Origin of the sequence: Amycolatopsis sp. NPDC004079, assembly GCF_040610415.1 — a bacterium.
GTDB lineage: Bacteria > Actinomycetota > Actinomycetes > Mycobacteriales > Pseudonocardiaceae > Amycolatopsis > Amycolatopsis halotolerans.
Window position 1 is genome coordinate 91,830 of record NZ_JBEXMH010000006.1, and the last position, 22,368, is coordinate 114,197.

The window sequence follows — 22,368 nt, forward strand, 5'->3', positions numbered from 1 at the left end:
CTGGCCGCGCGGGCGGTCAGGAAAAAGCCGAGAGACTCAGAGTCCGCGAAGGGGCCCTTCACCGGCCTCCCCGCTGAGCGAACCACCACACCAACCGTCGAGCCGCCCACGGTGCCAGCCAATGAACCACCCACTGGGGCACTCCCCAGGCCACCCGCCGGACCACCCGCCGGGTTGCGATCCTGCAGACCGCCAGCCGGGTCAGTTGCCGCACCGCCCACCAGACCGCCCACCGGGTCAGCTACCGCACCACCCACCAGACCGCCCACCGGGCCGATGCGCCGAGAAGGTCGGATGATCACCGAACCTCCGCTGGTCAGGTCTGGGGCTTTCCGCCGGCATAACGACTGATGATCAACGCGATCAAAATGATCCCGCCGTAAATCGCCTTCAGCCATTCGGCCGGAACCTGGGCGATGCGCAGCAGGCTGTCCACCGACTGCAGCAACAGCACCCCAGTCAGCGCCCCGACCAAAGTCCCCCGGCCGCCGTCCAGCGAAACGCCGCCGATCACGGCCGCGGCGAAGACCTGCAGGATCAGGCCATCACCCTGGTCAGCGCCCAGCGCGCCGACGTAACCCGTGTACGCGAGGCCGCCGATGGCAGCCAGCACCCCGGCCACCACGAACACCGCCCACGAGATGCGGTCCACCCGGATGCCCGCGGCCCGTGCGGCTTCGCGGTTGCCGCCGATTGCGTACAGCGAGCGGCCGACTCGGTGGTAGCGCAGGCCCAGCCCGAAGACCACGAACAGCACTGCCGCGAGCCACACCGACATGGGCAGTCCGGCGAACGTCGTCGTCGCCAGCGCGGTGAACGCGTCCAGCTGGTCGAACAGCGTCTTGCCGTTCGTGGTGCCGATCTGAGTACCACGCAGGACCGTCAGCATCGCCAGCGTCACGATGAACGCGTTCAGCTTCAGCTTCACGATCAGGAAGCCGTTCACGAAACCGATCAACGCACCCACCACGGGGATCGCCACCAGGCCGAGCACCGACGGCCATTCGGTGCCGAAGCCGGACGACGCCGCCGGGATGACCAGCATCGCGCCGATCGCGGGGGCGATGCCCATCGTGGATTCCAGCGACAGGTCGAACTTGCCGGTCAGCAGCACCAGCGACTCACCGAGCACGACCAGCGACAGCGCGGCCGCCGCGGAGAGGATGCTGATGATGTTGTCGAAGGTGAAGAACGTGTCGCTGATCAGCCCGCCGATCACGAACACCACCACGAGCGCGGGCAGCAGCGCCAGTTCGCGCAGCCACGCCGACTTCCGGCGCTTCGCCCGCACCGCGGGCAGCGCCGTCTGCGGGTCGCTCATCAGGTCAGTCATGGAGCCCGACTCCTTCGATATCCGCCACCAGGTCCCCGTCGGACCAGCCGGCCTGGTGGACGGCGGCCACCGCACCCGCGCGCAGCACCAGCACCCGGTCGGCCAGGCGCAGATCGTCCAGCTCGTCGCTCACGAGCAGCACCGCCTTCCCCTCGGCCCGCACCCGGTCCACGACCGCGAGCAGAGCCTCCTTCGACTTCACATCCACTCCCGCGGTGGGATTGATCAGCACCACCACGCGCGGGTCGCTCTCCAAAGCCCTGGCGAGCACTACCTTTTGCTGATTTCCGCCGGACAGATCAGAAACGGGCTGGTCCGGGCTGGCGGCCACGATGTCGTAAGCGGTCAGAGCGCGCGATCCGCGTTCCCGCCGGATCTTCGGGGACGCCAGGCCGCCGCGGCCCATCCGGTCGAGCACGGACAGCGTTGCGTTGTCCATAATGGAATGTTCCAGAACGAGACCTTCGTGGTGCCGATCCCTTGGGACACAGCCGATGCCTGCCCGCAGAGCGGCGGGAATGTCACCCGACGGCAGGCGCTTTCCATCTACAGCAACGGTTCCGGAGGTGGGAGCGCGCAGGCCGTATACCGTTTCCGCTACCTGGTGTTTGCCGCTCGCGTTGCTGCCAGCGAGGCCGACGACCTCGCCGCGGTGGACCTTCAGCGAAACGTCGTGGAAACCGTCGCCGGAAAGGTCGTCGACAGTGAGCACCTCTTCGGCGTCCACCGCCAGCGGGTCGCGGGTGGCGGCGTCGCGCACGGCGAGGCCGCCCTGCTCCCCCGTCATCGCGTCGACCAACGCCGCACGGCTGACCTCTGAGACGGGCGCGGTGAGCACGTGCCGGGCGTCGCGCAGGACGGTAACCGCTTGGCACACCTCGTAAACCTCGTGCAGGTGGTGCGAGATGAACAGGAACGTGACGCCGTTCTCCTGCATCTGCCGCATGCGGTCGAAAAGCCGTTCGATGGCCTGGCTGTCCAGTTGCGCGGTCGGTTCGTCCAGCACGATGAACCGGGCGCCATAACTCAACGCACGAGCGATTTCGACGAACTGACGGTCCTCAACGGACAGATCGCCCGCCGGAGTGTCCACATCGACCCGGACGTCCCACGAGTCCAGCAGCTCCCGCGCCTGACGACGCAGTTTCTTCCAGCCGATCGAGAACCCGCCCTGCGCCTGCCGGTTCAGGAAAAGATTCTCCGCGACCGTCAGCTGCGGCACCACCATCGCGTGCTGGTACACACACGCCACGCGCGCCTTCCAGTCGTCCTGTTTGGACAGCGAAGGAGCCCGGACGCCACCGAAGGAAACACTGCCAGTGTCCGTTTCGGACAGTCCAGTGAGGATGGACACCAGCGTGGACTTGCCCGCCCCGTTGCGGCCGACGAGTGCGTGAGATTCGCCGGGCCGCACGGTGAGGCTGACATCGTGCAGCGCCACGGTTGGCCCGTACCGCTTCCCGACGCCGTCCGCCTGCACTACCGGCGCGCTCACAGGTTGTTACCCCACAACGCTTTGTCGTCCACGTTGTCCTTGGTCACGACCGGAGCGGGCAGCTGGTCTTCCAGGATGCCGGGGCTGATTTCGACGATCGTGGAGTCGTGGTCGGTCGGGCCCGGCTTGAACGTCTCACCCGCCATCGCCTTCTTGAGCCAGTACATGCCGTACTTGGCGTAGGCGTCGGCAGGCTGCGAAACGGTCGCGTCGAGTTCGCCGTTGCGGATCGCGGTGAGCTCCTGCGGGATGCCGTCGTTGCTCACCAGCACCACGTGCTTCGGGTCGCCGACCGGGAAGAACAGGTTCTTGCGCTTGAGCGCCTGCTCGGTCGGCGCGAGGTAAACGCCGCCCGCCTGCATGTAGACGCCCTTGATGTCCGGGTTCGCGGTCAGCAGACTGTCCAAACCGGACGATGCCTTGTCCGCCTTCCATTCGGCAGCGACCTCGAGCACCTTGACGTCCGGGTACTTCTGCTTCATGCACTCGCGGAACGCCGCCGACCGGTCGCGGCCGTTGACCGACGCGAGGTCGCCCATCACCTGCACGACCTTGCCGCTCTTCACGCGCTTGCCGATTTCTTCGCACGCCTTGGTTCCGTACGCCTTATTGTCCGCGCGGACCACCATCGCGACCTTGCCGCTCTCCGGCGCGACGTCCACCGCGACCACCGGGACGCCCTTGTTCTCCGCCTGCTTCAACCCGGCGACGACCGCGGCCGAGTCGAGCGGCGTGACGACGAGCCCCTTCACGCCCTGGTTCAGCAGCGTGCCGATGTCCGTGATGAGCTTCGCCGGGTCGCTGTCGGCGTTCACCGTCGGCAGCGCGTCGAGCCCTTGCTCTTTCGCCATCTGCGGCACGTACTTGTTGTAGGCCTGCCAGAACGGCGAGGTCAGCAGGGGCAGCGTCGCCCCGACCTTGCCGGTGCCGCCGCCGCTCGCCGCGGCCGCCGGTTTGTCCTTAGTGGACCCGCAGGCACTGAGCACCAAACCGCAGGCGGCCACCGCGGCGGCCAACTGGATCACCTTCGTACGCACCGCATCCTCCTTGATGACAGGCCTTGTTGGCTGAGCAGATCAGTTCTGCACGGGTCCGCGCGGACGCAGGCCGTACATGCCGCCGTCCACCGCGAGCGCGGTGCCGGTAGTCGATGCCGAAAGCGGGCTGGCCAGGTACGCGATCGCGTTCGCGACCTCGTCCGCGGTCACCAGCCTCCCCATCGGCTGGCGGGCGGCGAGCGCCTCCCGTTCGGCCGACGGGTCCGCGGCGGTGTCGAGCAGCCTGCCGACCCACGGGGTGTCCGCGGTGCCGGGGCACACGCAGTTGACGCGGATCCGGTCCGGCAGGTGGTCGGTGGCCATCGCGAGGGTCAGCGACAGCACCGCGCCCTTCGTGGCCGAGTACAGCGCCCGCGCGGGCAATCCGGCCCAAGCGGCGATCGAGCAGGTGTTCACGACCGCCGCCGCGGGCGAGTTTTTCAAGTGCGGCAAGGCAGCCCGCGCGGTGCGCACCATGCCGACGACGTTCACGTCGTACGCGCGGTGCCACTCGTCGTCGTCGTTCGCGGTGACGTCGCCCTGCGCGCCGATTCCCGCGTTGTTGACTAGGATGTCGAGCCTGCCGAAGCGTTCGGCCACCGCGTCGACGGCGGCGCGGACCTCGGCGTCGGACGTCACGTCGCAGCGGAATCCGGTCAGCGGCTCGGGAACCTCGTCGGTCTTGAGGTCGAGCACCGCCACCCGCGCGCCGCGCTGGGCCAGCAGGTTCGCCGTGGCCAGGCCGATGCCCGAGGCGCCGCCGGTGACCGCGGCGACCAGGCCGTCGAATTCGCTCACTGCGCGTTCTCCGTCCATTCAGGACCGTCCGGGAAGCTGAACCGGCGCAGCGTAGCGTCGTGCATGCGCGCGGAAAAGCCCGGTGCGGCCGGAGCGAGGTAGCGGCCGTCGCGCACGACGGCCGGGTCGGTGAAGTGGTCGTGCAGGTGGTCGACCCATTCGATGCTGCGGTCTTCGTCCGAACCGGACACTGCCACGAAGTCGAACATGGACAGATGCCGCACCAGTTCGCACAGCCCGACACCACCGGCGTGCGGGCACACCGGAACGCCGAATTTGGCCGCCAGCAAGAGGATCGCGAGATTCTCGTTCACTCCGCCGACGCGCGCGGCGTCCAGCTGGAGCACGTCGATCGCACCAGCCTGCAGCAATTGCTTGAACACCACGCGGTTCTGGACGTGCTCACCAGTGGCGACCTTGATCGGCGCGAGCGCCTTCGCGATGGCCGCGTGCCCGAGGACGTCGTCCGGCGAGGTCGGTTCTTCAATCCAATATGGATCGAACGGTGCGAGCGCGGTCATCCACGACACCGCCGTCGCGACATCCCAGCGCTGGTTCGCGTCGACGGCGATCCGGATGTCCGCGCCGACGGTCTCGCGAGCCAGCTTCATCCGCCGGACATCGTCCTCGAGATTCCCGCCGACCTTCAGTTTGATCATTTCGAAACCGTCGGCGACGGCTTGTTCGGCCAGCCGCACCAGTTTCGCGTCGGAGTAGCCGAGCCAGCCCGCCGACGTGCTGTACGCGCGGTATCCGTCGGCCTCCAGCTTCGCGATTCGTTCGGCTTTCCCCGATTCGGCAGCGCGCAAGATGTCGAGCGCTTCCTGTTCGGTGAGCGCGTCCGAGAGATAGCGGAAGTCCACAAGGGACACCAGCTCCTCCGGCGTCATCCGCGACGCGAACTTCCACAGCGGCAGTCCGGCACGGCGCGCGGCGAGGTCCCACGCGGCGTTGACGATCGCGCCGATCGCCATGTGTGCCACGCCTTTTTCCGGTCCCAGCCAACGAAATTGCGAGTCGCCGACCAGGGCCCGCGACAGCGCGCCGAGTGCTTCCGCGTCTTCCGGCGCCTCGCGGCCGACCACATGCGGCGCCAGCGCGCGAATCGCAGCGGCCTGCACGTCATTGCCGCGGCCGATCGTGAACGCGAGGCCGTAACCGTCCGGTCCGGCGTCGGTGTGCAGTTCGACGTAAGCCGCCGAATAGTCGGGATCCGGGTTCATCGCGTCCGAACCGTCGAGGTCGCGCGACGTCGGGAAGCGGACGTCCCGGACCTCCATGGCCACGATTTTCGCCATGTCAGGCCTGCCCGAAGGTCTGGCGCTGCTTGCCGAGGCCGTCGATTTCCAACTCGACGACGTCGCCCGCGCGCAGGTACGGCTTCGGCTCGGGCTGCCCGAGCGCGACGCCCTCCGGAGTGCCGGTGTTGATCAGGTCGCCGGGACGCAGCACCATGAACTGGCTCAGGTAATGGATGATCTCGGCGACGCCGAACACCATGTCCTTTGTGGACGAATCCTGCACCTTCTCGCCGTTGACCCAGGTGCGCAGGCCGAGCGCCTGCGGGTCGGGGACCTCGTCGGCGGTCACCAGTTCCGGGCCGAGCGGGTTGAAGGTCTCGCAGTTCTTGCCCTTGTCCCACTGGCCGCCGCGGTTCAGTTGGAAGTCGCGCTCGGAGACGTCGTTGGACACGACATAGCCGGCGACGTGCGCCAGCGCCTCGTCCGCGCTTTCCAGATAGCGCGCGGTTTTCCCGATGACGACGCCGAGTTCGACCTCCCAGTCGGTGGCCGTGGAACCGCGCGGGACGAGCACCTCGTCGAACGGTCCGACCATCACGTCGGGAGCCTTCATGAACAGCACCGGCTCGGTCGGCACGGCCGCGCCGGTTTCCTCGGCGTGGCGACGGTAGTTCATGCCGATGCAGACGATCTTGCCCGGCGCGGCGATCGGCGCGCCGACCCGCAGCCCGGCCCCGTCGACGACCGGCAATTCCCCGGCCTCGAGCGCCTGAGCGGCCTTCGCCGGCCCATCGCCGGCGAGGAACGCGCCGTCGATGTCCGGCGTGACCCCGGAGAGGTCGTGGAGGGTGCCGTCACCGGCACGGACGAACGGACGCTCAGCCCCCGCTGCCCCGAGACGCACAAACCGCACGGACGAACCCCTCTCTCGACACCCGCTTCGCGATACATCCGATGTATAGCGCATGGGTGGGCGGCAGATCTAGAGGGAAGCGGGATTTGGTGCGGAAATTGATCCGATCACCGGGCCGCCGGGTGGATAACGGACACTCGTCCTGGCGGGGAGGTCCCGCCACGACGAGGGAGACGGTGCGGCGCGGATGGGACCGGAAGAGGCGACTGGACCGCGGCGGCGGGCGGCTGGGGGTTCGGCTTCGCGTGGCGCGGGGGAAAGCGGCGAGCTGCGGGCTGGCAGCGGCGGATCGGGGGAAGCGTAAGGGCGAGGTTCCCGAAACGGCTCCGGCTCGGCGGGTGGGCGGGGCGTCGGTGACGAGAGCGGAGTGCGCGAGATCGGCCACGAAAACCCGCCCTGGCACCGAGACAGCCCCGACGCGGCGGGTCGGCAGGACATCGGCGACAAGAGCGGAGCGCGCAAGATCGGCGGCGAAAACCCGCCCGGGCACCGAGACGGTCGGCAGGACATCGGCGACAAGGACGAGGCGCACGAGCCCGGCGACGAGACTCGGCGAGATCGCCGGGACAGTCCCGGCGCGGTTGGCACCCCGAAGATCAGCGCGGACGACGAGCGGTGTGCCGCTGAGCGGGCAGTGCCGTTGCCGGACGGCGGGTGGCTGCTCGCGACAAAGAGTTCCGCGGCGGATTATTCGGCGGCCGATCAGGCAGCTCTTGATCATTCCGCGGCGGATCACTCCACCGCGAACCGCACCACGCCGGATCACTCCGCAGCCGATCACTCCGCCGCGGACCGGTCCAGCACGGAGCACGTCGACCACACCGCCACCCTCCCCGAGCACCCCGGCCAAGGCAAGATCCGACGTCTCCTCATCCTCGGCGGCCTCTCCGCCTTCGGCCCCCTCTCCATCGACATGTACCTCCCCGCCCTCCCCCGGATGGCGGGTGACTTCCAGGCCTCCGACACCACCGTCCAGTTGACGCTCACCGCGTTCGTCGTCGGGCTGGCGGTCGGGCAGATCATCGCCGGGCCGTTGTCGGATTCCTTCGGGCGGCGGCGGCCGTTGCTGGTCGGGCTGGGGCTGTACATCGCCGGGTCGGTCGCGGCGGCGGCGAGTCCGGGCGTGGAACTGCTGATCGCGGCGCGGAGTGTTCAGGCGCTCGGCGCGGCGGCGGGAATCGTGATCGCCCGCGCGGCCGTCCGTGATCTCTACACCGGCACCGCGATGACGAAGTTCTTCTCGCTGCTCCTGCTCGTCAACGGCCTCGCGCCGATTCTCGCTCCGGTGCTCGGCGGGCAGTTGCTCACGTTCACGTCCTGGCGCGGCGTGTTCGTCGTTCTCACCGGGTTCGGTGTGCTGTTGCTCGCCGCGGTCGCGTTCGCGCTGCCGGAGCCGTTGCCGGTCGAGCGTCGGCATCCGGCGCGGCTGGGCGGGGTGCTTCGCACGTACGGACGGCTCCTCACCGATCGCACGTTTCTCGGCTACGCGCTCACCGCGGGACTGAATTTCGCCGCGCTGTTCGCGTACATCTCGGGTTCGTCGTTCGCGCTGCAGGACGTCTACCGCCTGAGTCCGCAGGAATACAGCGTCGTCTTCGGGCTCAACGGTGTCGGCATCGTGCTCGCCGGGCAGCTCAACGGGTGGCTCGTCGGACGGCTCCCGGAGCGGACGCTGCTGCGCGCGGGGCTGACGGTGTCGACGATTTCCGGCCTCATCACCCTCGCGGCAGCCGTCCTGCGGCTCCCGTTGCCAGCGTTGCTGATTCCGTTGCTGCTCATGGTTTCCTGCATCGGCATCATCAGCCCGAACGCCAGTTCGCTCGCTCTCGCCGGGCACGCGCGCACGGCGGGATCGGCGTCCGCGCTGCTGGGCGTGCTGCAGTTCGCGATCGGCGGGATCGCGACGCCGCTGGTCGGGCTCGGCGGGTCGGGCACGGCGGTTCCGATGACCGCCACGATGGCCGGGTTCGGGGTGCTCGCCTTGCTGTCGTTCGCGACGCTGACGGTCAGCCCAGATCGGCGAGGTTCCCGCTCCGGAGCTGGTCGTCGGTGACCGCGATTCGTTCGTCGACCAGCTTCTGCAGCGCGTCCCCGTCGTCCCACTGGTTGACGTTCATCGCGGCCGAAACCTCGTTGTCCGGGGTCACCCAGAAAGCCGTGAAGTCGTAAGCCGCGAGGTCGCCGCGCACCACGACGCGGTCCCGGTCCAAGACCGGCAGGCCGCGGTACTCGCAGCCGATCGCCGGGCCGCCGCGGTCCGGGTCGTATTGGTCGGAGAAGAAGTACGGGCTGTTCAAGTACGGCTCATTCGCGCCAAAGAGGTTGGCCGCGACGTGCTCGCCCTGCGTACGCGCTGTCGCCCAGTGCTCGACGCGTACGCGGCGCCCGTAGCGCGGATGGAACTCCGAAGCGATGTCGCCGATCGCGTAGACGTCAGGTGCCGCTGTACGCAGACCCGCATCGACGTCGACGCCACCGTCGTCTGCCAGCTCCAGGCCAGCGGCGTGTGCCAGGTCGACGCGAGGGGCCGCGCCGACCGCGATAAGGACAACGTCGGCGTACAGCTCTTCGCCGCTCGTCAGTCGGACGCCGGTCGCTGCTGTGTCGCCAGTGATCGCTGCGACTCCTTCGCCGAGACGCCACTGCACGCCGTGCTCTTCGTGCAGCCGGTAGAACGCTCCGGCCACCTCGTCGCCAAGGACGTTGGCGAGCGGCAGCTTCTCCGGAGCGACCACAGTCACCTCGGCACCGTGCGTACGCGCTGCAGCGGCGGCTTCAGTGCCGATCCAGCCGGCACCGACGATCAGTACTCGCTTCGCCGCTTCGAAGGCCGCGCGCAGCCGCAGTGCGTCGTCGAGAGTGCGAAGCGTGTAGAGGCCCGGCAGGTCGCCGCCAGGCACCTTCAACGTCCGCGAGCGCGAGCCGGTCGCTAGGACTAGACGGTCGTAGCGGTGTTCGCCACCGGCGTCGTCGAGGACCAGGCGTGCGCCTAGCTCGACTCGGGTCGCCGTGGTGCCGGAGAGCAGCCGGATGTCGTGCTCGTCCCAATAACCCTCGTCGCGCACCCAGTCCGGTTCCTCGGCGTTGCCGAGCAGCACGGCCTTCGACAGCGGCGGCAGCTCGTACGGCCGGTGCGTGTCGGCTCCGAGCAGCAGGACGTCGCCGTCGAAACCGCGTTCCCGGACTGTCGCGGCCGCAGTGGCACCGGCCAGTCCGGATCCGACGACGACGATCTTCCGAGGTTCCGACATCCGTCCTCCTGAGGAGTGCCCGCGGCGTGCGGTCGCCGACGCTACTCCGGTATCCGGCCGGTCACACCCCGTGGAAAACCGGCCAGTAGGCAATTCGGGTGAACCGGCGTAAGAGGCCCCGGAGGGCCCGGTCACACCCCCGCACGAAGGACACGGGTGCTACGTGATCGGAGGGCGAGGGTCGTGACAGCGCGGGACGACAGTGCGGTGCGGAACGAGTGGACGGTCGGGTGCCGGGACCTGGCGGGCAGGCGCCGGGACGTGACGGTGTTCGTGAGCAGTGACGACAAAGTCGTGCTGGTCGCGCCGCCGGGAGAGGCGGCGGTGCTGGGGCCGCTGGAGGTCGGGCGGCTGCGCGCGGCCCTGCGCGACGCCGTGGTGGCCACCGCGACGTCGGCGCGACGCACCGGAACCGACTGACAACTACCGTTCCTACTCATGAGTAGGTAGAGTCGGCACCCGCAGACCCCGAAAGGTGCCGGCCATGACCACCTACTTCGTCACGGGCGCGACGGGCTTCCTCGGGAAGCGCCTGGTCGCCCGGTTGCTCGCGCGGCGGGACACGACCGCCGTCCACGTGCTCGTCCGCAACACCTCGCGCGACCGCCTCGCCGGGATCGCGCGGGACTGGCCGCATGCCGACCGCCTGGTCCCCGCCGTCGGCGATCTCACCGAACCGCTGCTCGGCCTCGACCCGGCCGGCTACGACGGGATCGATCACGTCGTCCACCTCGGCGCGATCTACGACTTCACCGCCGACGACGCGGCGAACCGGGCCGCGAACGTCGAGGGCACCCGGAACCTGATCGCCTTCGCCGCGGCCGTCGGAGCTCGACTGCTGCACCACGTTTCGTCCATCGCGGTCGCGGGCGATCACTCCGGCCGGTTCACCGAAACCGACTTCGACCTCGGGCAGTCCTTCAGTTCTCCGTACCACGCCACGAAGTTCGAGGCCGAGAAGCTGGTCCGCGAACAGTCCGGCGTGCCGTTCCGCGTCTACCGGCCCTCGGCGGTCGTCGGCGATTCGCGCACCGGCGAGATGGACAAGATCGACGGTCCGTACTACTTCCTGCCCGCCATCTCGCGCCTCGCCGCGCTGCCGAAGCAACTGCCGCTCGTCGCGCCCGACTTCGGGGCTACCAACCTCGTCCCGGTCGACTACGTCGTCGCCGCGATGGAAAACCTCATGCACCGCGAAGCACCTTCGGGCAGTACGTATCACCTCGCTTCGCCGCGACCGCAGAAGCTGCACGAGGTTTACAACGCCTTCGCCCGCGTCGCCGGAGCGCCGCGCGTACGCACGACAGTGCCGTCTGGCCTGCTTCGCACAACAGCGTCCCGCCTCGCGACCGCTGTGGATCGCCTGCCGACTGGGCGTGCCACGCGCGCAGCAGTGTTGACCGAGTTGGGAATCCCGCTCGAAGTACTCCCCCACCTGAACATGGAGGTGGAGTTCGACACCGCGCGCACGACTTCGGAGCTGTACGGCAGCGGCGTCCACCTTGCCGAGCTTCGCGACTACGCCGAACCGCTATACCGCTACTGGCGCGCGCATCTCGACCCGGACCACGCTCGCCGTCCAGGGCTCGAAGGACGCGTTGTCCTCATTACCGGTGCTTCGTCCGGCATCGGTCGTGCTTCGGCGCTCGCTGTCGCGCGTCGCGGCGCGAAGGTGCTTCTCGTCGCGCGGCGCGTCGAAGAACTCGAAGACGTGCGTAGCGAGATCACCGCAGCGGGCGGCGAAGCAGCGACGTACCCGTGCGACCTCACTGACGGCGACGCAGTCGACGGTCTCGTGAAAGCCGTCCTCGCCGATCACGGTGCGGTCGACGTTCTGGTGAACAACGCCGGACGCTCCATCCGACGCTCGGTGCAACTGTCGACGGAACGGTTCCACGACTACGAACGCACCATGGCCATCAACTACTTCGGCCCGGTTCGGCTGATCCTCGGGCTGCTGCCGTCGATGACCGAACGCCGGTTCGGCCACGTCGTGAACGTCACGACGCAGGGCCTGCAGACCGACACGCCGCGGTTTTCCGCTTACCTGGCCTCAAAAGCGGCGCTCGAGGAGTTCAGCTTGACCGCCGGGCGCGAGACGCTGTCCGACGGCGTCACGTTCTCGTCGATCCGGATGCCGTTGGTGCGCACGGACATGATCGCGCCGACCGGGTCGTACCGCGGGCTGCCCGCGAGCTCCCCGGAACGCGCGGCGGCGCTGGTGGTGAAGGCGATCGAGCGGCGGCCGCAGATCCTGAGCCTGCCGGAGGGCCGGGCCGCGGAACTGGCCTCGCTGGCGGCGCCGGACCTCGCCCGGTTCGCGGCGCATCTCGTGTACCGGGTGATGCCGGAATCCGCGCCAGAAGCCAAAAAACGGCCACGGCAGCCCGCACCGGCCGCTGTGGCAGGAGCCTTGACGCGGCTGGTGTGGCGGAGGAAGGCCTAACAGCGTCGTGAGTGGCAATCCCCGGTTCTAACCGGGATAAACACTCACGACCCGCCTACTCCACCAACGCGTCCTCCGGCACCCCGCTGGCCAGCGACGCCAGCACCTCCAACGCGCTCCCCAACGTCTCCTCCGCAGGCGCGGACACCGCGATCCGCACCGCGTTCGGTGCGTGTCCCGGCACCACCGAGAACGCCGCCGCCGGGGACAACGCGATCCCCCGGCGCGCGGCGGCAGCCACGAAAGTCTCCGCGCGCCACTGGTCCGGCAGCACCCACCACCGGTGGTAAGCCGAGGCGTCGCCGTACACCTGGAAGCCCGCCAGGCGGTCGGCGACGATCCTCGCCCGCGCCCCGGCGTCCGCGCGCTTCGCTGCTTCGACCTCCGCCAGCACGCCGCCGGTGATCCATCGCCGCGCCGCTTCCACGGAGAAGCGCGACGCCGCCCAGCCGCCGGATCGGATCGCGCTCGACAGCCGCGCGACCCACCGCGGCGGGACCACGAGGAATCCGGCGGTGAGGCCGGGCGCGACGCGTTTCGACAGGCTGTCCACGAAAACCGTCCGCTCCGGCATCAGCGCGGCGAGCGGTTCGGTGTCCGGGCGGAGGAAGGTGTAGATGCCGTCCTCGATCACCGGCAGGTCCAGGCCGCGGACGGTCGCGGCCAGTTCGGCGCGGCGTTGCGGCGGCATCGTGGTGCCGAGCGGGTTGTGCAGGGTCGGCTGGACGTACAGCGCCCGCACCGGAGCGCTCGCCGCGAGCGCGGCCGGGACCAGGCCGTGCGCGTCGGTTTCGATCGGCGCCAGTTCGATGCCTAGCCGGGTCGCGGCGGCTTTGACCACCGGGTACGTCAGGGATTCGACCGCGAGCCGCTCGCCGGTCGGCACGAACGCGGCGAGCGCGGCCGCGATCCCCTGCCGTCCGTTGCCCGCCACCAGCACCTGGTCCGGATCCGGCTGCCAGGTGCCGCGGGCGAGCATCGCGACCGCTGCCTCGCGGACCGCTTTGGTGCCGGCCGCGCCGAGCGGATGCAGGGCGTCGGTGAAGACGTCCGCGCGCAGCACGGGTTCGAGTGCTTGCGCGAGCTTGGCCGATTGGCTTGGCAGCACGGCGAAATTGAGCTCGAGGTCGACGCGCGCGTCGCCGGGTTCGGACAGCGCCGGTTCCGGTCCGGGCTTCGCGGCGCGCACGAAGGTGCCCCGCCCGACCTCGCCGATCGCCAGGCCGCGCCGGACGAGTTCGCCGTACACGCGGGCCGCGGTGGAGCCGGCGATGCCGCGGTCGCGCGCGAACCGGCGCTGCGGCGGCAGCCGGTCACCGGGGCGCAGCCGGCCGGCTTCGATGTCGGCGGCGAGTTCGTCCGCGACGACGCGGTAGTCGTCCATCCCACCCTCGCTCTGCCGGGATTCTCCCGGACGCATCATGGCACCGGCCGGTCACTCATCGCTAATGCGACCCACGGAACTCCCCGAACGGGGGTCACTAGGTTAGCCTTACCTGTGTGGCACTGACGAGCGAAGACACCCGCCTGCACGCCGAGGACCTGACCCTGGCCTACGACGGCCGCACGGTCGCCGAACGGCTCGGCGTGGTCATCCCGGACAAGTCGTTCACGGTCATCGTCGGTCCCAACGCCTGCGGCAAGACGACCCTGCTGCGCGCGCTCGCCCGCATGCTGAAGCCGCGCGCGGGCTCGGTCTACCTCGACGGCGAGGTGATCACCAGCTACGGCGCGAAGGAGGTCGCGCGCCGGCTCGGGCTGCTGCCGCAAAGCTCCATCGCGCCGGACGGGATCACCGTGGCCGACCTCGTCGCGCGCGGCCGGTACCCGCACCAGAAACTGCTGCGCCAATGGTCCCGTGACGACGCGACGGTGGTCGCCGATTCGATGCGCGCGACCGGCGTCGACGACCTCGCCGAGCGGATGGTCGACGAGCTGTCCGGCGGGCAGCGCCAGCGCGTCTGGATGGCGATGGCGCTGGCCCAGCAGACCGACCTGCTGCTGCTCGACGAGCCGACGACGTACCTGGACATCGCGCACCAGCTCGACATCCTCGACCTCTGCGCGACGCTGCACAGCGAGCAGGGCCGCACGCTGGTCGCGGTGCTGCACGACCTCAACCACGCGGCCCGGTACGCGACCCACCTGATCGCGATGCGCGACGGGAAGGTGCTGGCCACCGGGACGCCGGAGGAGGTCGTGACGGCGGAGAACGTCGAGCGGATCTTCGAACTGCCGTGCCGGGTGATGGAATGCCCGGAGAGCGGGAGTCCGATGGTGATTCCGAAGGTCAGCCGCCGGGCCGCCTGATTCACCGGCGGGCCATGAAGGATCGCCAGACGTCGGCGGGCACTGCCGAACCCGTCACCTTCTTGCCCTCCGCGTCGAGCAGCTTGCGGTCGTCGTCGGAGCCGAGCCACACCGCCGTCGCCAGCTGCGGCGTGTAGCCGACCGCCCAGGCGTCCTGGTTGTCGCGCGAATTGCCGCGTTCGAACTCGCCAGTGCGCAGGGCCGCCGCGCGACCGTCCGGCAGCGTCGTCCGCAACGCCGAGGTCACGTCCTGCGCCACCTCCGCCGGGACCGCGGAGACCGGCTCGTTTTCGTGCTGCCACACGACTTTCCCCGACCGGTCGAGCACCTTGTCCACGAGGTGCACCGCCGAGCGCATCCCGTTGGCGGCGTAGGTCGCGTACGCCCCGGCCACGTCGAGCGGCCGCATCGGATACCGGCCGACGACGATGCCCGAGCCGATCGTGACGCCGTCCTGCTCGCGCATGGTCGGCGTGCCGTCCACCTCGTCCGGGATCCCCGCCGAACGCGCCGCCGCGCTCACCTCGTCGACGCCGATCTTCTTGGACACCGTGATGAACGGCGTGTCCGCACCTGAGGTCAAGGCGCTGCGCAACGTGCAGGACTGCGGGCACTTCGGCGGATACTCGAATTTCTCGCCCAGGTACTGAATCTCCCTGGGAGCAGCTACTTTCTCCTCCAGCGACATCCCGTTCTTCACACCGGCCGCCGCGGTGAACGGGTAGAACGCGGAGCCGAGCGCGTGCCCAGTTGCCGCATAATCCCGGACGCCGTTGTTGCCGCCGTCGTACGCGCGCACCGCGCCATTCGTCGGATCAACCGCCACCAAAGCGCCGCGGAACTCCGCCGGTTCGCCCTTCAGCCGGTCGCTCAGCGCGGTGTGCGCGGCGTTCTGCAGCCCTGGGTCGAGTGTGGTTTGGACAGTCAGATTTCCTTGCTGCAAACGGGAAATCGAGAAGCCAGCAGTCTCCAGTTCGGCGAGCACTCGCTGTTTGAGGTGGTACTGGTCGTAATTCAGGCTCACTCGCGTTTCCGCGGGCGGCTTGATCTCCGCGCCCGGATAGGCCATGCCATCCGCGTTCTTCAAATACCCGCGCTCGACCAGTTTGTCGCGTACGTATCGCCAGCGTTTCGCCGCGTGCTCGTCGCCGGACACGGCCGGGTCGTGCACCGACGGCGACTGGATCATCCCGGCCAGGAACGCGGCCTCGCTCCAGGTGATGCTGTTGTCGAGCGGACGGCCGAAGAACGCGTTCATCGCCGCCGCCGGGCCGAAAGTGCCGCGGCCGAAGGAAATGATGTTGGCGTAGCTCTCGAAGATCTGTTCCTTGCTCTGCTGCTGGGTGATCTTCGTGGCGAGCACGAGTTCCTGCATCTTCCGCGACAGCGTCGAATCCTCGTCGCCGGTCGATTTCTTGATGTACTGCTGGGTGATCCCGGACCCGCCGCCGACGCCGGTCAGGAACGCGCGGCCGATCCCGGTCGGGTCGAAGCCGGAGTTGGCCCAGAAAGTCGGGTCTTCAGTGGCGACGATGGCGTCGCGCAGCTTCTGCGGGATCTGGTCGAACGGCACGAACCGCCGGTCGCCGCCCGGGGGCACGACGCGCAGCAGTTCGCTGCCGTCGGAGTACCTCAGCGTGACGGTTTTGCCGAGCGAGGCGAGGACGTCCTGCGGGCTGCGGACGTCCAGCAGCAGGTAGGCGATCCAGAACGCGATCAGCGGCACGCCGACCGCGAACCCGGTCAGGTAGTAGGCACCCTTGCGGATGCGGCGCCACTGGCGACGGACAACAGCGGATTGGTCACTCTCCGGGGCTGGCTCCACGAATGAAGGACGACTGAACCAGTGACAAGGTTCTGCCGGGTCCGTGAATTGATCACGAGAGGAACGCGCGCAGCAACGACGAGGTGCCCTCGATGTGCTCGGCCATCGCCTGCCGCGCGGCCACCGGATCGCCGGCCAGGATCGCGTCGACGATCGCCTCGTGCTGCGCGTTCGAATGCTCCAGATTGGGTTCGAGGAGCGGAATCCGGTCGAGCAGCTCGTTGACCCGCGTCCGCGCGTCCGCGACCGTGCTGGTCAGCGACGCGGACGCGGTGACCTCGGCGATCGCCAGATGCAGCCGCGAATCCTTGCGCCGGTAATCGGCGAGACTGGCCGCCGACGCTTCCGCGAGCGTGCCGGTGAGATGCTGCCGATCAGCCGGGCTCAGCGTCCGTGCCGCAGCCGCCTCCGCCGCGCCGGTCTCCAGCACATGCCGCAGGCAGAGCGCGTCTTCCAGCCCCGCCGCGTCAACCTCGCCGACCGCGCGTTCCGCGGGCTCGGGCAGCTTCTCGTTCACGAACGTGCCGCCGTACCGCCCGCGCCTCGACTCGACGTACCCCGCGTCGGACAGCGCGCGAATCGCTTCTCGCAACGTCACCCGGCTTACGCCGAGCCGCTCAGCCAGCTCGCGCTCGGAGGGCAACCGGTCCCCCGCGCCGACGACCCCGAGCCGGATCGCCTGCAACAGCCGCTCGACTGTCTCCTCGAAGGCGTTCCCGACACGCACCGGCCGGAACAGTGCCGCGTTCGCGCTCACCACCGAGGTCGACTCCACCTGCCCGATTCTATGCTGCCCGATCGCAGAGAACTCTTTGCAAAGCTTTCTCTGCGGTCTAAGGTGGGGACATGCCCTCGAAACATCACGACCGGCAGATCGACGCCCGCGCCCTGCGCGCACTGGCGCATCCGCTGCGGATGGAGCTGCTGGATCTGCTGACGATCGACGGCCCGGCCACCGCGACCGGGCTCGGCAAACGGGTCGGCGAAAGCTCCGGCACCACGTCGTGGCACCTGCGACAGCTCGCGGACGCCGGGCTGGTGGTCGAGGACGCCGAACGCGGCTCGAAGCGCGAACGGTGGTGGAAGGCGGCACAGCAGGGCACCTCGCTCAAGACCAGCGAGTTCCTGGAAGACCCTGACCTGGCGGGCCCGGTGACCGCGTTCCTGCACCACGTCGTCAACCAGCGCTATCGCGAAACGCTCCGGTTCGTCGCCGACATGCCCCGGTGGGGCAAGACCTGGCAGCGCAACTCGACGCTGAGCGACACCGGACTCCAGCTCACCGCGGAGGAAGCCGGGCAGTTGAGCAAGCAGATCCAAGAACTGATCGAGAGCTACCGCCGGGAAACCCGCCCCGGCGACACCACGGTGTTCGCCCAGTGGTCCGTGTTTCCCTACTCGCCCCGACCGGAAGCCGAGGAACAAGACTGATGAACCCAGACCTGTGGGCCCTCGTCGCCCAGCACCAGGACGCACTCCGTGCCGAGGCGGACCAGCGCCGTCTCGGCACGCGGAAACCGACGCCCGCGCCGAAGGATTCGGCCCGGCAACGACTCGGCTGGTGGCTCATGAGCCTGGGCCTGCGCCTCGCCGCCCCGAAACGCCGTGAAGGACTCCTTGAAGGAATGTGATTCCTTCAAGGAGTCCTTCACGGACCGAAAATCAGCACTCGATGACGTTCACGGCGAGTCCGCCGCGCGCGGTCTCCTTGTACTTCACCGACATGTCCGCGCCGGTCTCGCGCATGGTCTTGATCGCCTTGTCCAGCGTCACCACGTGGCTGCCGTCGCCGCGCAACGCCATCCGCGCGGCATGGATCGCCTTCGACGCACCCACGGCATTCCGCTCGATGCACGGAATCTGCACCAGCCCGCCCACCGGATCGCACGTGAGCCCGAGGTGGTGCTCGACCCCGATCTCAGCCGCGTTCTCCACCTGCGCGGGCGATCCGCCCTGCACCTCGGTCAACCCGGCAGCCGCCATCGCCGAGGCCGAACCGACCTCGCCCTGGCAGCCGACCTCGGCGCCCGAGATCGAGCCGGTCTGCTTGAGGATCGAGCCGATCGCGCCCGCGGTGAGCAGGAACGTGACGATGCCGTCGTCCGACGCGCCGCGCACAAACCGTTGATAGTAGTGCAAAACCGCCGGAATGATCCCGGCCGCGCCATTCGTCGGGGCAGTGACCACCCGACCGCCCGCTGCGTTTTCTTCGTTGACCGCAAGCGCGTACAGGCTCACCCAGTCCATGGCGTACAACGGATCGTCAGCACCGTCTTCGGCGAGCAGCTTGTCGTGCAACGACTTCGCTCGCCGAGGCACCTTCAACCCACCAGGCAGCACGCCCTCGTGCGTGTACCCGTTCCGCACGCACTCGACCATCACCTGCCAGATCTCCAGCAGCCCAGCCCGAACCTCCTCGCGGCTGCGCCAGGAAAGCTCGTTCCGCAGCATGATCTCGCTGACCGGCAGCCCGGTGTCCGCGCAATGCTTCAGCAAGTCCGCCCCAGTACGGAACGGATAAGGCACCGGCGTGGAATCCTCGACGAAAACCGTGTCGGTCTCGTACGACTCGTCCCGCACGAAACCGCCGCCGACAGAGTAATACGTCCGCTCCCGCAGCAAAGAACCGTCCGCGGCGAACGCCCGGAACACCATCCCGTTCGGATGCGCGGGCAGAGACTTCCGCCGGTGCATCGTCAGGTCGGTGTCCTCGGCGAACGCGACCGAATGCGTCCCGCCGACAGCCAGCCGCCCGGATTCCCGGATCGCCGCCACCTTCGCGGGCACCGTGTCGGTGTCGATCGCCTCCGGCAGCTCCCCGGAAAGCCCTAGCAGCACTGCTTTGTCGCTGCCGTGCCCGAACCCGGTCGCGCCGAGGGAGCCGAACAACTCGGCCTGCACCCGCGCGACCGTCTCCAGCACGCCGTCCTCGACCAGACCGTCCACAAAGGTCTTGGCCGCCCGCATCGGGCCGACCGTGTGCGAACTCGACGGCCCGATGCCGATCGAAAACAGGTCGAAGACGCTGATCGCCATTGATCCGCCCCTTCTCTTAGTTCCTCGCCAGCACGCTGCTGGCTTCTTGCGCCGCCGGTCCTTCGGCGGTCAGGTGGGCGAGGTTCTCCGGCAGTTCCTCGCCCCGATGGGCCTTGGTCTGCGCGTACAACCGGCCCGCGCGATACGACGACCGCACCAGCGGCCCCGCCATCACCCCAGGGAAACCGATAGCTTCAGCGGTTTTCGCGTGCTCCACGAACTCCTCCGGCTTGACCCAGCGGTCGACCGGGTGGTGCCGCGCGGAAGGCCGCAGGTACTGGGTGATCGTGATGATCTCGCAGCCCGCGTCGAAGAGCTCCTGCAACGCGACGCTGACCTCGTCCGGGGTTTCGCCCATCCCGAGGATCAGGTTCGACTTCGTCACTAAACCCGCCGCACGAGCCTGCGTGATCACGTCCAGCGACCGCGCGTAGCGGAAGCCGGGGCGAATCCGCTTGAAGATCCGCGGCACAGTCTCCACGTTGTGCGCCAGCACTTCCGGACGCGACCCGAACACCTCGGCCAGCTGATCCGGCTCCGCATTGAAGTCCGGGATCAACAGCTCGACACCGGTACCGGGGTTCAACGCGTGGATCTGCCGGACGGTCTCCGCGTACAGCCAGGCACCACCGTCGGCCAGATCATCGCGGGCGACACCGGTGATCGTCGAGTACCGCAAGCCCATGGCCTGCACCGATTCCGCGACCTTCCGCGGCTCAGTGCGATCCAAAGCAGCAGGCTTGCCCGTGTCGATCTGGCAGAAATCGCAGCGCCGCGTGCACTGGTCACCGCCGATCAGGAAGGTGGCCTCGCGGTCTTCCCAGCATTCGTAAATGTTGGGACAACCAGCCTCTTCACAAACGGTGTGCAGACCCTCGCGCTTCACCAAGCCCTTCAGCTCAGTGAACTCCGGGCCCATCCGCACTCGCGTCTTGATCCACGACGGCTTCTTCTCGATCGGCGTCTCGCTGTTGCGCACCTCAAGCCGCAACAGCTTCCGTCCCTCGGGCTGCGCGCTCATCGGCTCAGGTCCGCGTACAGCGGGTGCTTCTTGGCCAGCAGCTCGACGCGGGTGCGCAGCGCCTGCTGAGCGGCTTCGTCGAAGTCCGGCTTCAGCGTCTCGGCGATGATGTCGGCGACCTCGGTGAAGTCCTCAGCGCTGAAACCGCGGGTGGCCAGCGCCGGGGTGCCGATCCGCAGACCTGAGGTCACCATCGGCGGACGCGGGTCGAACGGCACCGCGTTGCGGTTGACCGTGATCCCGACCGAGTGCAGCCGGTCCTCCGCCTCCTGGCCGTTGAGCTGCGAGTTCACCAGGTCGACAAGCACCAGGTGCACGTCGGTGCCGCCGGTGAGGACGCGGACGCCCGCCTCGGCGCAGTCGGTGCGCGACAGCCGGTCGGCGAGGATCTTCGCGCCTTCCAGCGTGCGCTCCTGGCGCTCGCGGAACTCGTCGGTCGCGGCGATCTTCAGCGCGACGGCCTTGGCCGCGATCACGTGCTCCAGCGGCCCGCCCTGCTGGCCGGGGAACACCGCCGAGTTGATCTTCTTCGCCAGTTCCTGGCGGGACAGGATCAGGCCGCCGCGCGGACCGCCGAGGGTCTTGTGCGTGGTGGTCGTGACGATGTCCGCGTGCGGCACCGGCGACGGGTGCAGCCCGGCGGCCACGAGACCGGCGAAGTGCGCCATGTCGACCATCAGCTTCGCGTCGACCAGGTCGGCGATCCGGCGGAACTCGGCGAAGTCGAGCTGGCGGGGGTAGGCCGACCAGCCGGCGACGATCAGCTTCGGCTTGTGCTCGACCGCCAGCCGCTCGATCTCGGCGACGTCGACGATCCCGGTCTCCTTGTCGACGTGGTAGGCGACCACGTTGTACAGCTTGCCGGAGAAGTTGATCTTCATCCCGTGCGTCAGGTGGCCGCCGTGCGCGAGGTCGAGGCCGAGGATGGTGTCGCCCGGCTTCAGCACCGCGAACATCGCCGCCGCGTTGGCCTGCGCGCCCGAGTGCGGCTGCACGTTCGCGTGCTCCGCGCCGAACAGCGCCTTGGCCCGGTCGATCGCGAGCTGCTCGACGACGTCGACGTGCTCGCAGCCGCCGTAGTAGCGGCGGCCCGGGTAGCCCTCGGCGTACTTGTTGGTCAGCACCGAGCCCTGCGCCTCGAGCACGCCGACCGGCGCGAAGTTCTCCGAGGCGATCATCTCGAGCGTCGACTGCTGGCGGTCCAGCTCCGCGGCCACCGCGGCGGCGACCTCGGGGTCGACCTCGGACAGGCGGGCGTCGAACGGGGCGGTCATCAGTTCTCCTGGGTCAGCTCGGCGTACGCGGACGCGTCGAGCAGCTCCGGGACGTCGCCCGAGAGCCGCACCTGCAGCAGCCATCCTTCGGTGTAGGGGTCGGAGTTGATGACCTCGGGGGTGTCCGATGTGGCCTCGTTCACCGCCACCACCTCGCCGCTGACCGGCGAGTACAGCTCGCTGACCGATTTCGTCGACTCGACCTCGCCGAACACCTCGCCCGCGGTGACGGTGTCGCCGACGCCGGGCAGCTGCACGAACACGATGTCGCCGAGCGAGCCGGCCGCGAACGCGGTGATGCCCACCGTCGCGACGCCGTCGGAGACCGACAGCCACTCGTGTTCCTTCGTGTAGGACAGGTTCTGGGGGATGCTCACAGTGCTAGGGC

At 68.8% G+C, this 22,368-nt stretch carries 20 protein-coding genes; 6 read left to right on the plus strand and 14 right to left on the minus strand.

Annotated features, from left to right (window positions below; all coding sequences use genetic code 11):
- Positions 1–316 precede the first annotated feature (316 nt).
- Genes ABZX37_RS08590 through ABZX37_RS08615 form a run of 6 tightly spaced genes read right to left on the minus strand, consistent with a single transcriptional unit; the run spans position 317 to position 6,817 of the window.
- Positions 317–1,333: an ABC transporter permease gene (locus ABZX37_RS08590; protein WP_344285916.1), complete on the minus strand. Its 1,017-nt coding sequence runs from the start codon at positions 1,331–1,333 to the stop codon at positions 317–319.
- The gene (locus tag ABZX37_RS08595) at positions 1,326–2,828 is read right to left on the minus strand and encodes a sugar ABC transporter ATP-binding protein (protein WP_354737380.1); all 1,503 of its coding nucleotides are present in this window, start codon (positions 2,826–2,828) and stop codon (positions 1,326–1,328) included. Before ABZX37_RS08595 ends, ABZX37_RS08590 begins: the two co-directional genes overlap by 8 nt.
- Entirely contained in the window at positions 2,825–3,853 is a 1,029-nt protein-coding gene (locus ABZX37_RS08600) for a sugar ABC transporter substrate-binding protein (RefSeq protein WP_354737753.1), read from the minus strand. Before ABZX37_RS08600 ends, ABZX37_RS08595 begins: the two co-directional genes overlap by 4 nt.
- A gap of 51 nt (positions 3,854–3,904) precedes the next feature.
- Entirely contained in the window at positions 3,905–4,663 is a 759-nt protein-coding gene (locus tag ABZX37_RS08605; protein ID WP_354737382.1) for an SDR family oxidoreductase, read from the minus strand.
- Positions 4,660–5,961, minus strand: coding sequence for an enolase C-terminal domain-like protein (locus ABZX37_RS08610; RefSeq protein ID WP_354737384.1), 1,302 nt, complete (start codon positions 5,959–5,961; stop codon positions 4,660–4,662). Before ABZX37_RS08610 ends, ABZX37_RS08605 begins: the two co-directional genes overlap by 4 nt.
- Position 5,962: 1 nt before the next feature.
- Complete coding sequence (locus ABZX37_RS08615) at positions 5,963–6,817, minus strand: fumarylacetoacetate hydrolase family protein (RefSeq protein ID WP_354737386.1); 855 nt, start codon at positions 6,815–6,817, stop codon at positions 5,963–5,965.
- An 856-nt stretch (positions 6,818–7,673) separates the two neighbouring features.
- Here ABZX37_RS08615 and ABZX37_RS08620 point away from each other — a divergent pair.
- Complete coding sequence (locus ABZX37_RS08620) at positions 7,674–8,870, plus strand: Bcr/CflA family multidrug efflux MFS transporter (protein ID WP_354737755.1); 1,197 nt, start codon at positions 7,674–7,676, stop codon at positions 8,868–8,870.
- Here the strand turns inward: ABZX37_RS08620 and ABZX37_RS08625 are convergent.
- Positions 8,824–10,068 carry an FAD-dependent oxidoreductase gene (locus tag ABZX37_RS08625; RefSeq protein ID WP_354737388.1) on the minus strand — a complete coding sequence of 415 codons (1,245 nt, stop codon included), beginning with the start codon at positions 10,066–10,068 and terminating at the stop codon, positions 8,824–8,826. The genes ABZX37_RS08620 and ABZX37_RS08625 overlap by 47 nt on opposite strands.
- A 183-nt stretch (positions 10,069–10,251) precedes the next feature.
- On the opposite strand from ABZX37_RS08625, the gene ABZX37_RS08630 reads away from it, so the two are divergent.
- Together ABZX37_RS08630 and ABZX37_RS08635 are read left to right on the plus strand one after the other, a co-directional pair.
- Entirely contained in the window at positions 10,252–10,488 is a 237-nt protein-coding gene (locus ABZX37_RS08630) for a hypothetical protein (RefSeq protein WP_037810157.1), read from the plus strand.
- Between the two features lie 64 nt (positions 10,489–10,552).
- The gene (locus ABZX37_RS08635; RefSeq protein ID WP_354737390.1) at positions 10,553–12,514 is read left to right on the plus strand and encodes an SDR family oxidoreductase; all 1,962 of its coding nucleotides are present in this window, start codon (positions 10,553–10,555) and stop codon (positions 12,512–12,514) included.
- A 55-nt stretch (positions 12,515–12,569) separates the two neighbouring features.
- On the opposite strand, the gene ABZX37_RS08640 is transcribed toward ABZX37_RS08635, so the two are convergent.
- A complete protein-coding gene (locus ABZX37_RS08640) occupies positions 12,570–13,898 on the minus strand; it encodes a PLP-dependent aminotransferase family protein (RefSeq protein WP_354737392.1) in 1,329 nt (442 codons plus the stop codon).
- Positions 13,899–14,014: 116 nt separating this feature from the next.
- Between ABZX37_RS08640 and ABZX37_RS08645 the strand changes: the two genes are divergently transcribed.
- A complete protein-coding gene (locus tag ABZX37_RS08645) occupies positions 14,015–14,824 on the plus strand; it encodes an ABC transporter ATP-binding protein (RefSeq protein WP_116206493.1) in 810 nt (269 codons plus the stop codon).
- Between the two features lies 1 nt (position 14,825).
- Here the strand turns inward: ABZX37_RS08645 and ABZX37_RS08650 are convergent, their stop codons facing one another.
- Together ABZX37_RS08650 and ABZX37_RS08655 are read right to left on the minus strand one after the other, a co-directional pair.
- Complete coding sequence (locus tag ABZX37_RS08650) at positions 14,826–16,649, minus strand: transglycosylase domain-containing protein (RefSeq protein WP_354737394.1); 1,824 nt, start codon at positions 16,647–16,649, stop codon at positions 14,826–14,828.
- 52 nt (positions 16,650–16,701) lie between these two features.
- A complete protein-coding gene (locus ABZX37_RS08655; protein WP_354737396.1) occupies positions 16,702–17,424 on the minus strand; it encodes a GntR family transcriptional regulator in 723 nt (240 codons plus the stop codon).
- A gap of 71 nt (positions 17,425–17,495) precedes the next feature.
- Here ABZX37_RS08655 and ABZX37_RS08660 point away from each other — a divergent pair, with 71 nt between their 5' ends.
- Both ABZX37_RS08660 and ABZX37_RS08665 read left to right on the plus strand, forming a co-directional pair.
- The gene (locus ABZX37_RS08660; RefSeq protein ID WP_354737398.1) at positions 17,496–18,080 is read left to right on the plus strand and encodes a helix-turn-helix domain-containing protein; all 585 of its coding nucleotides are present in this window, start codon (positions 17,496–17,498) and stop codon (positions 18,078–18,080) included.
- The gene (locus tag ABZX37_RS08665; RefSeq protein WP_354737400.1) at positions 18,080–18,280 is read left to right on the plus strand and encodes a hypothetical protein; all 201 of its coding nucleotides are present in this window, start codon (positions 18,080–18,082) and stop codon (positions 18,278–18,280) included. Before ABZX37_RS08660 ends, ABZX37_RS08665 begins: the two co-directional genes overlap by 1 nt.
- 31 nt (positions 18,281–18,311) lie before the next feature.
- On the opposite strand, the gene ABZX37_RS08670 is transcribed toward ABZX37_RS08665, so the two are convergent.
- From ABZX37_RS08670 to gcvH, 4 genes are read right to left on the minus strand one after another with little or no spacing between them, the layout of a single operon-like run.
- Entirely contained in the window at positions 18,312–19,685 is a 1,374-nt protein-coding gene (locus ABZX37_RS08670) for an L-serine ammonia-lyase (protein WP_354737402.1), read from the minus strand.
- Positions 19,686–19,701: 16 nt separating this feature from the next.
- Positions 19,702–20,706, minus strand: a complete 1,005-nt coding sequence (gene lipA / locus ABZX37_RS08675) for a lipoyl synthase (RefSeq protein ID WP_344285888.1) — start codon at positions 20,704–20,706, stop codon at positions 19,702–19,704.
- Positions 20,703–21,980 carry a serine hydroxymethyltransferase gene (glyA, locus tag ABZX37_RS08680; RefSeq protein ID WP_354737404.1) on the minus strand — a complete coding sequence of 426 codons (1,278 nt, stop codon included), beginning with the start codon at positions 21,978–21,980 and terminating at the stop codon, positions 20,703–20,705. Before glyA ends, lipA begins: the two co-directional genes overlap by 4 nt.
- Positions 21,980–22,357, minus strand: coding sequence for a glycine cleavage system protein GcvH (gene gcvH, locus ABZX37_RS08685; protein ID WP_067589411.1), 378 nt, complete (start codon positions 22,355–22,357; stop codon positions 21,980–21,982). The genes glyA and gcvH overlap by 1 nt, the downstream gene beginning before the upstream one ends.
- Positions 22,358–22,368 lie beyond the last annotated feature (11 nt).

Excerpts from the sequence above, each read along its gene's own strand:
- ABZX37_RS08590 (WP_344285916.1), bottom strand. The coding sequence starts at position 1,333 with ATGACTGACCTGATGAGCGACCCGCAGACGGCGCTGCCCGCGGTGCGG.
- ABZX37_RS08610 (WP_354737384.1), bottom strand. The coding sequence starts at position 5,961 with ATGGCGAAAATCGTGGCCATGGAGGTCCGGGACGTCCGCTTCCCGACG.
- ABZX37_RS08625 (WP_354737388.1), bottom strand. The coding sequence starts at position 10,068 with ATGTCGGAACCTCGGAAGATCGTCGTCGTCGGATCCGGACTGGCCGGT.
- ABZX37_RS08635 (WP_354737390.1), top strand. The coding sequence starts at position 10,553 with ATGACCACCTACTTCGTCACGGGCGCGACGGGCTTCCTCGGGAAGCGC.
- ABZX37_RS08640 (WP_354737392.1), bottom strand. The coding sequence starts at position 13,898 with ATGGACGACTACCGCGTCGTCGCGGACGAACTCGCCGCCGACATCGAA.
- ABZX37_RS08660 (WP_354737398.1), top strand. The coding sequence starts at position 17,496 with ATGCCCTCGAAACATCACGACCGGCAGATCGACGCCCGCGCCCTGCGC.
- ABZX37_RS08665 (WP_354737400.1), top strand. The coding sequence starts at position 18,080 with ATGAACCCAGACCTGTGGGCCCTCGTCGCCCAGCACCAGGACGCACTC.
- ABZX37_RS08670 (WP_354737402.1), bottom strand. The coding sequence starts at position 19,685 with ATGGCGATCAGCGTCTTCGACCTGTTTTCGATCGGCATCGGGCCGTCG.
- lipA (WP_344285888.1), bottom strand. The coding sequence starts at position 20,706 with ATGAGCGCGCAGCCCGAGGGACGGAAGCTGTTGCGGCTTGAGGTGCGC.
- glyA (WP_354737404.1), bottom strand. The coding sequence starts at position 21,980 with ATGACCGCCCCGTTCGACGCCCGCCTGTCCGAGGTCGACCCCGAGGTC.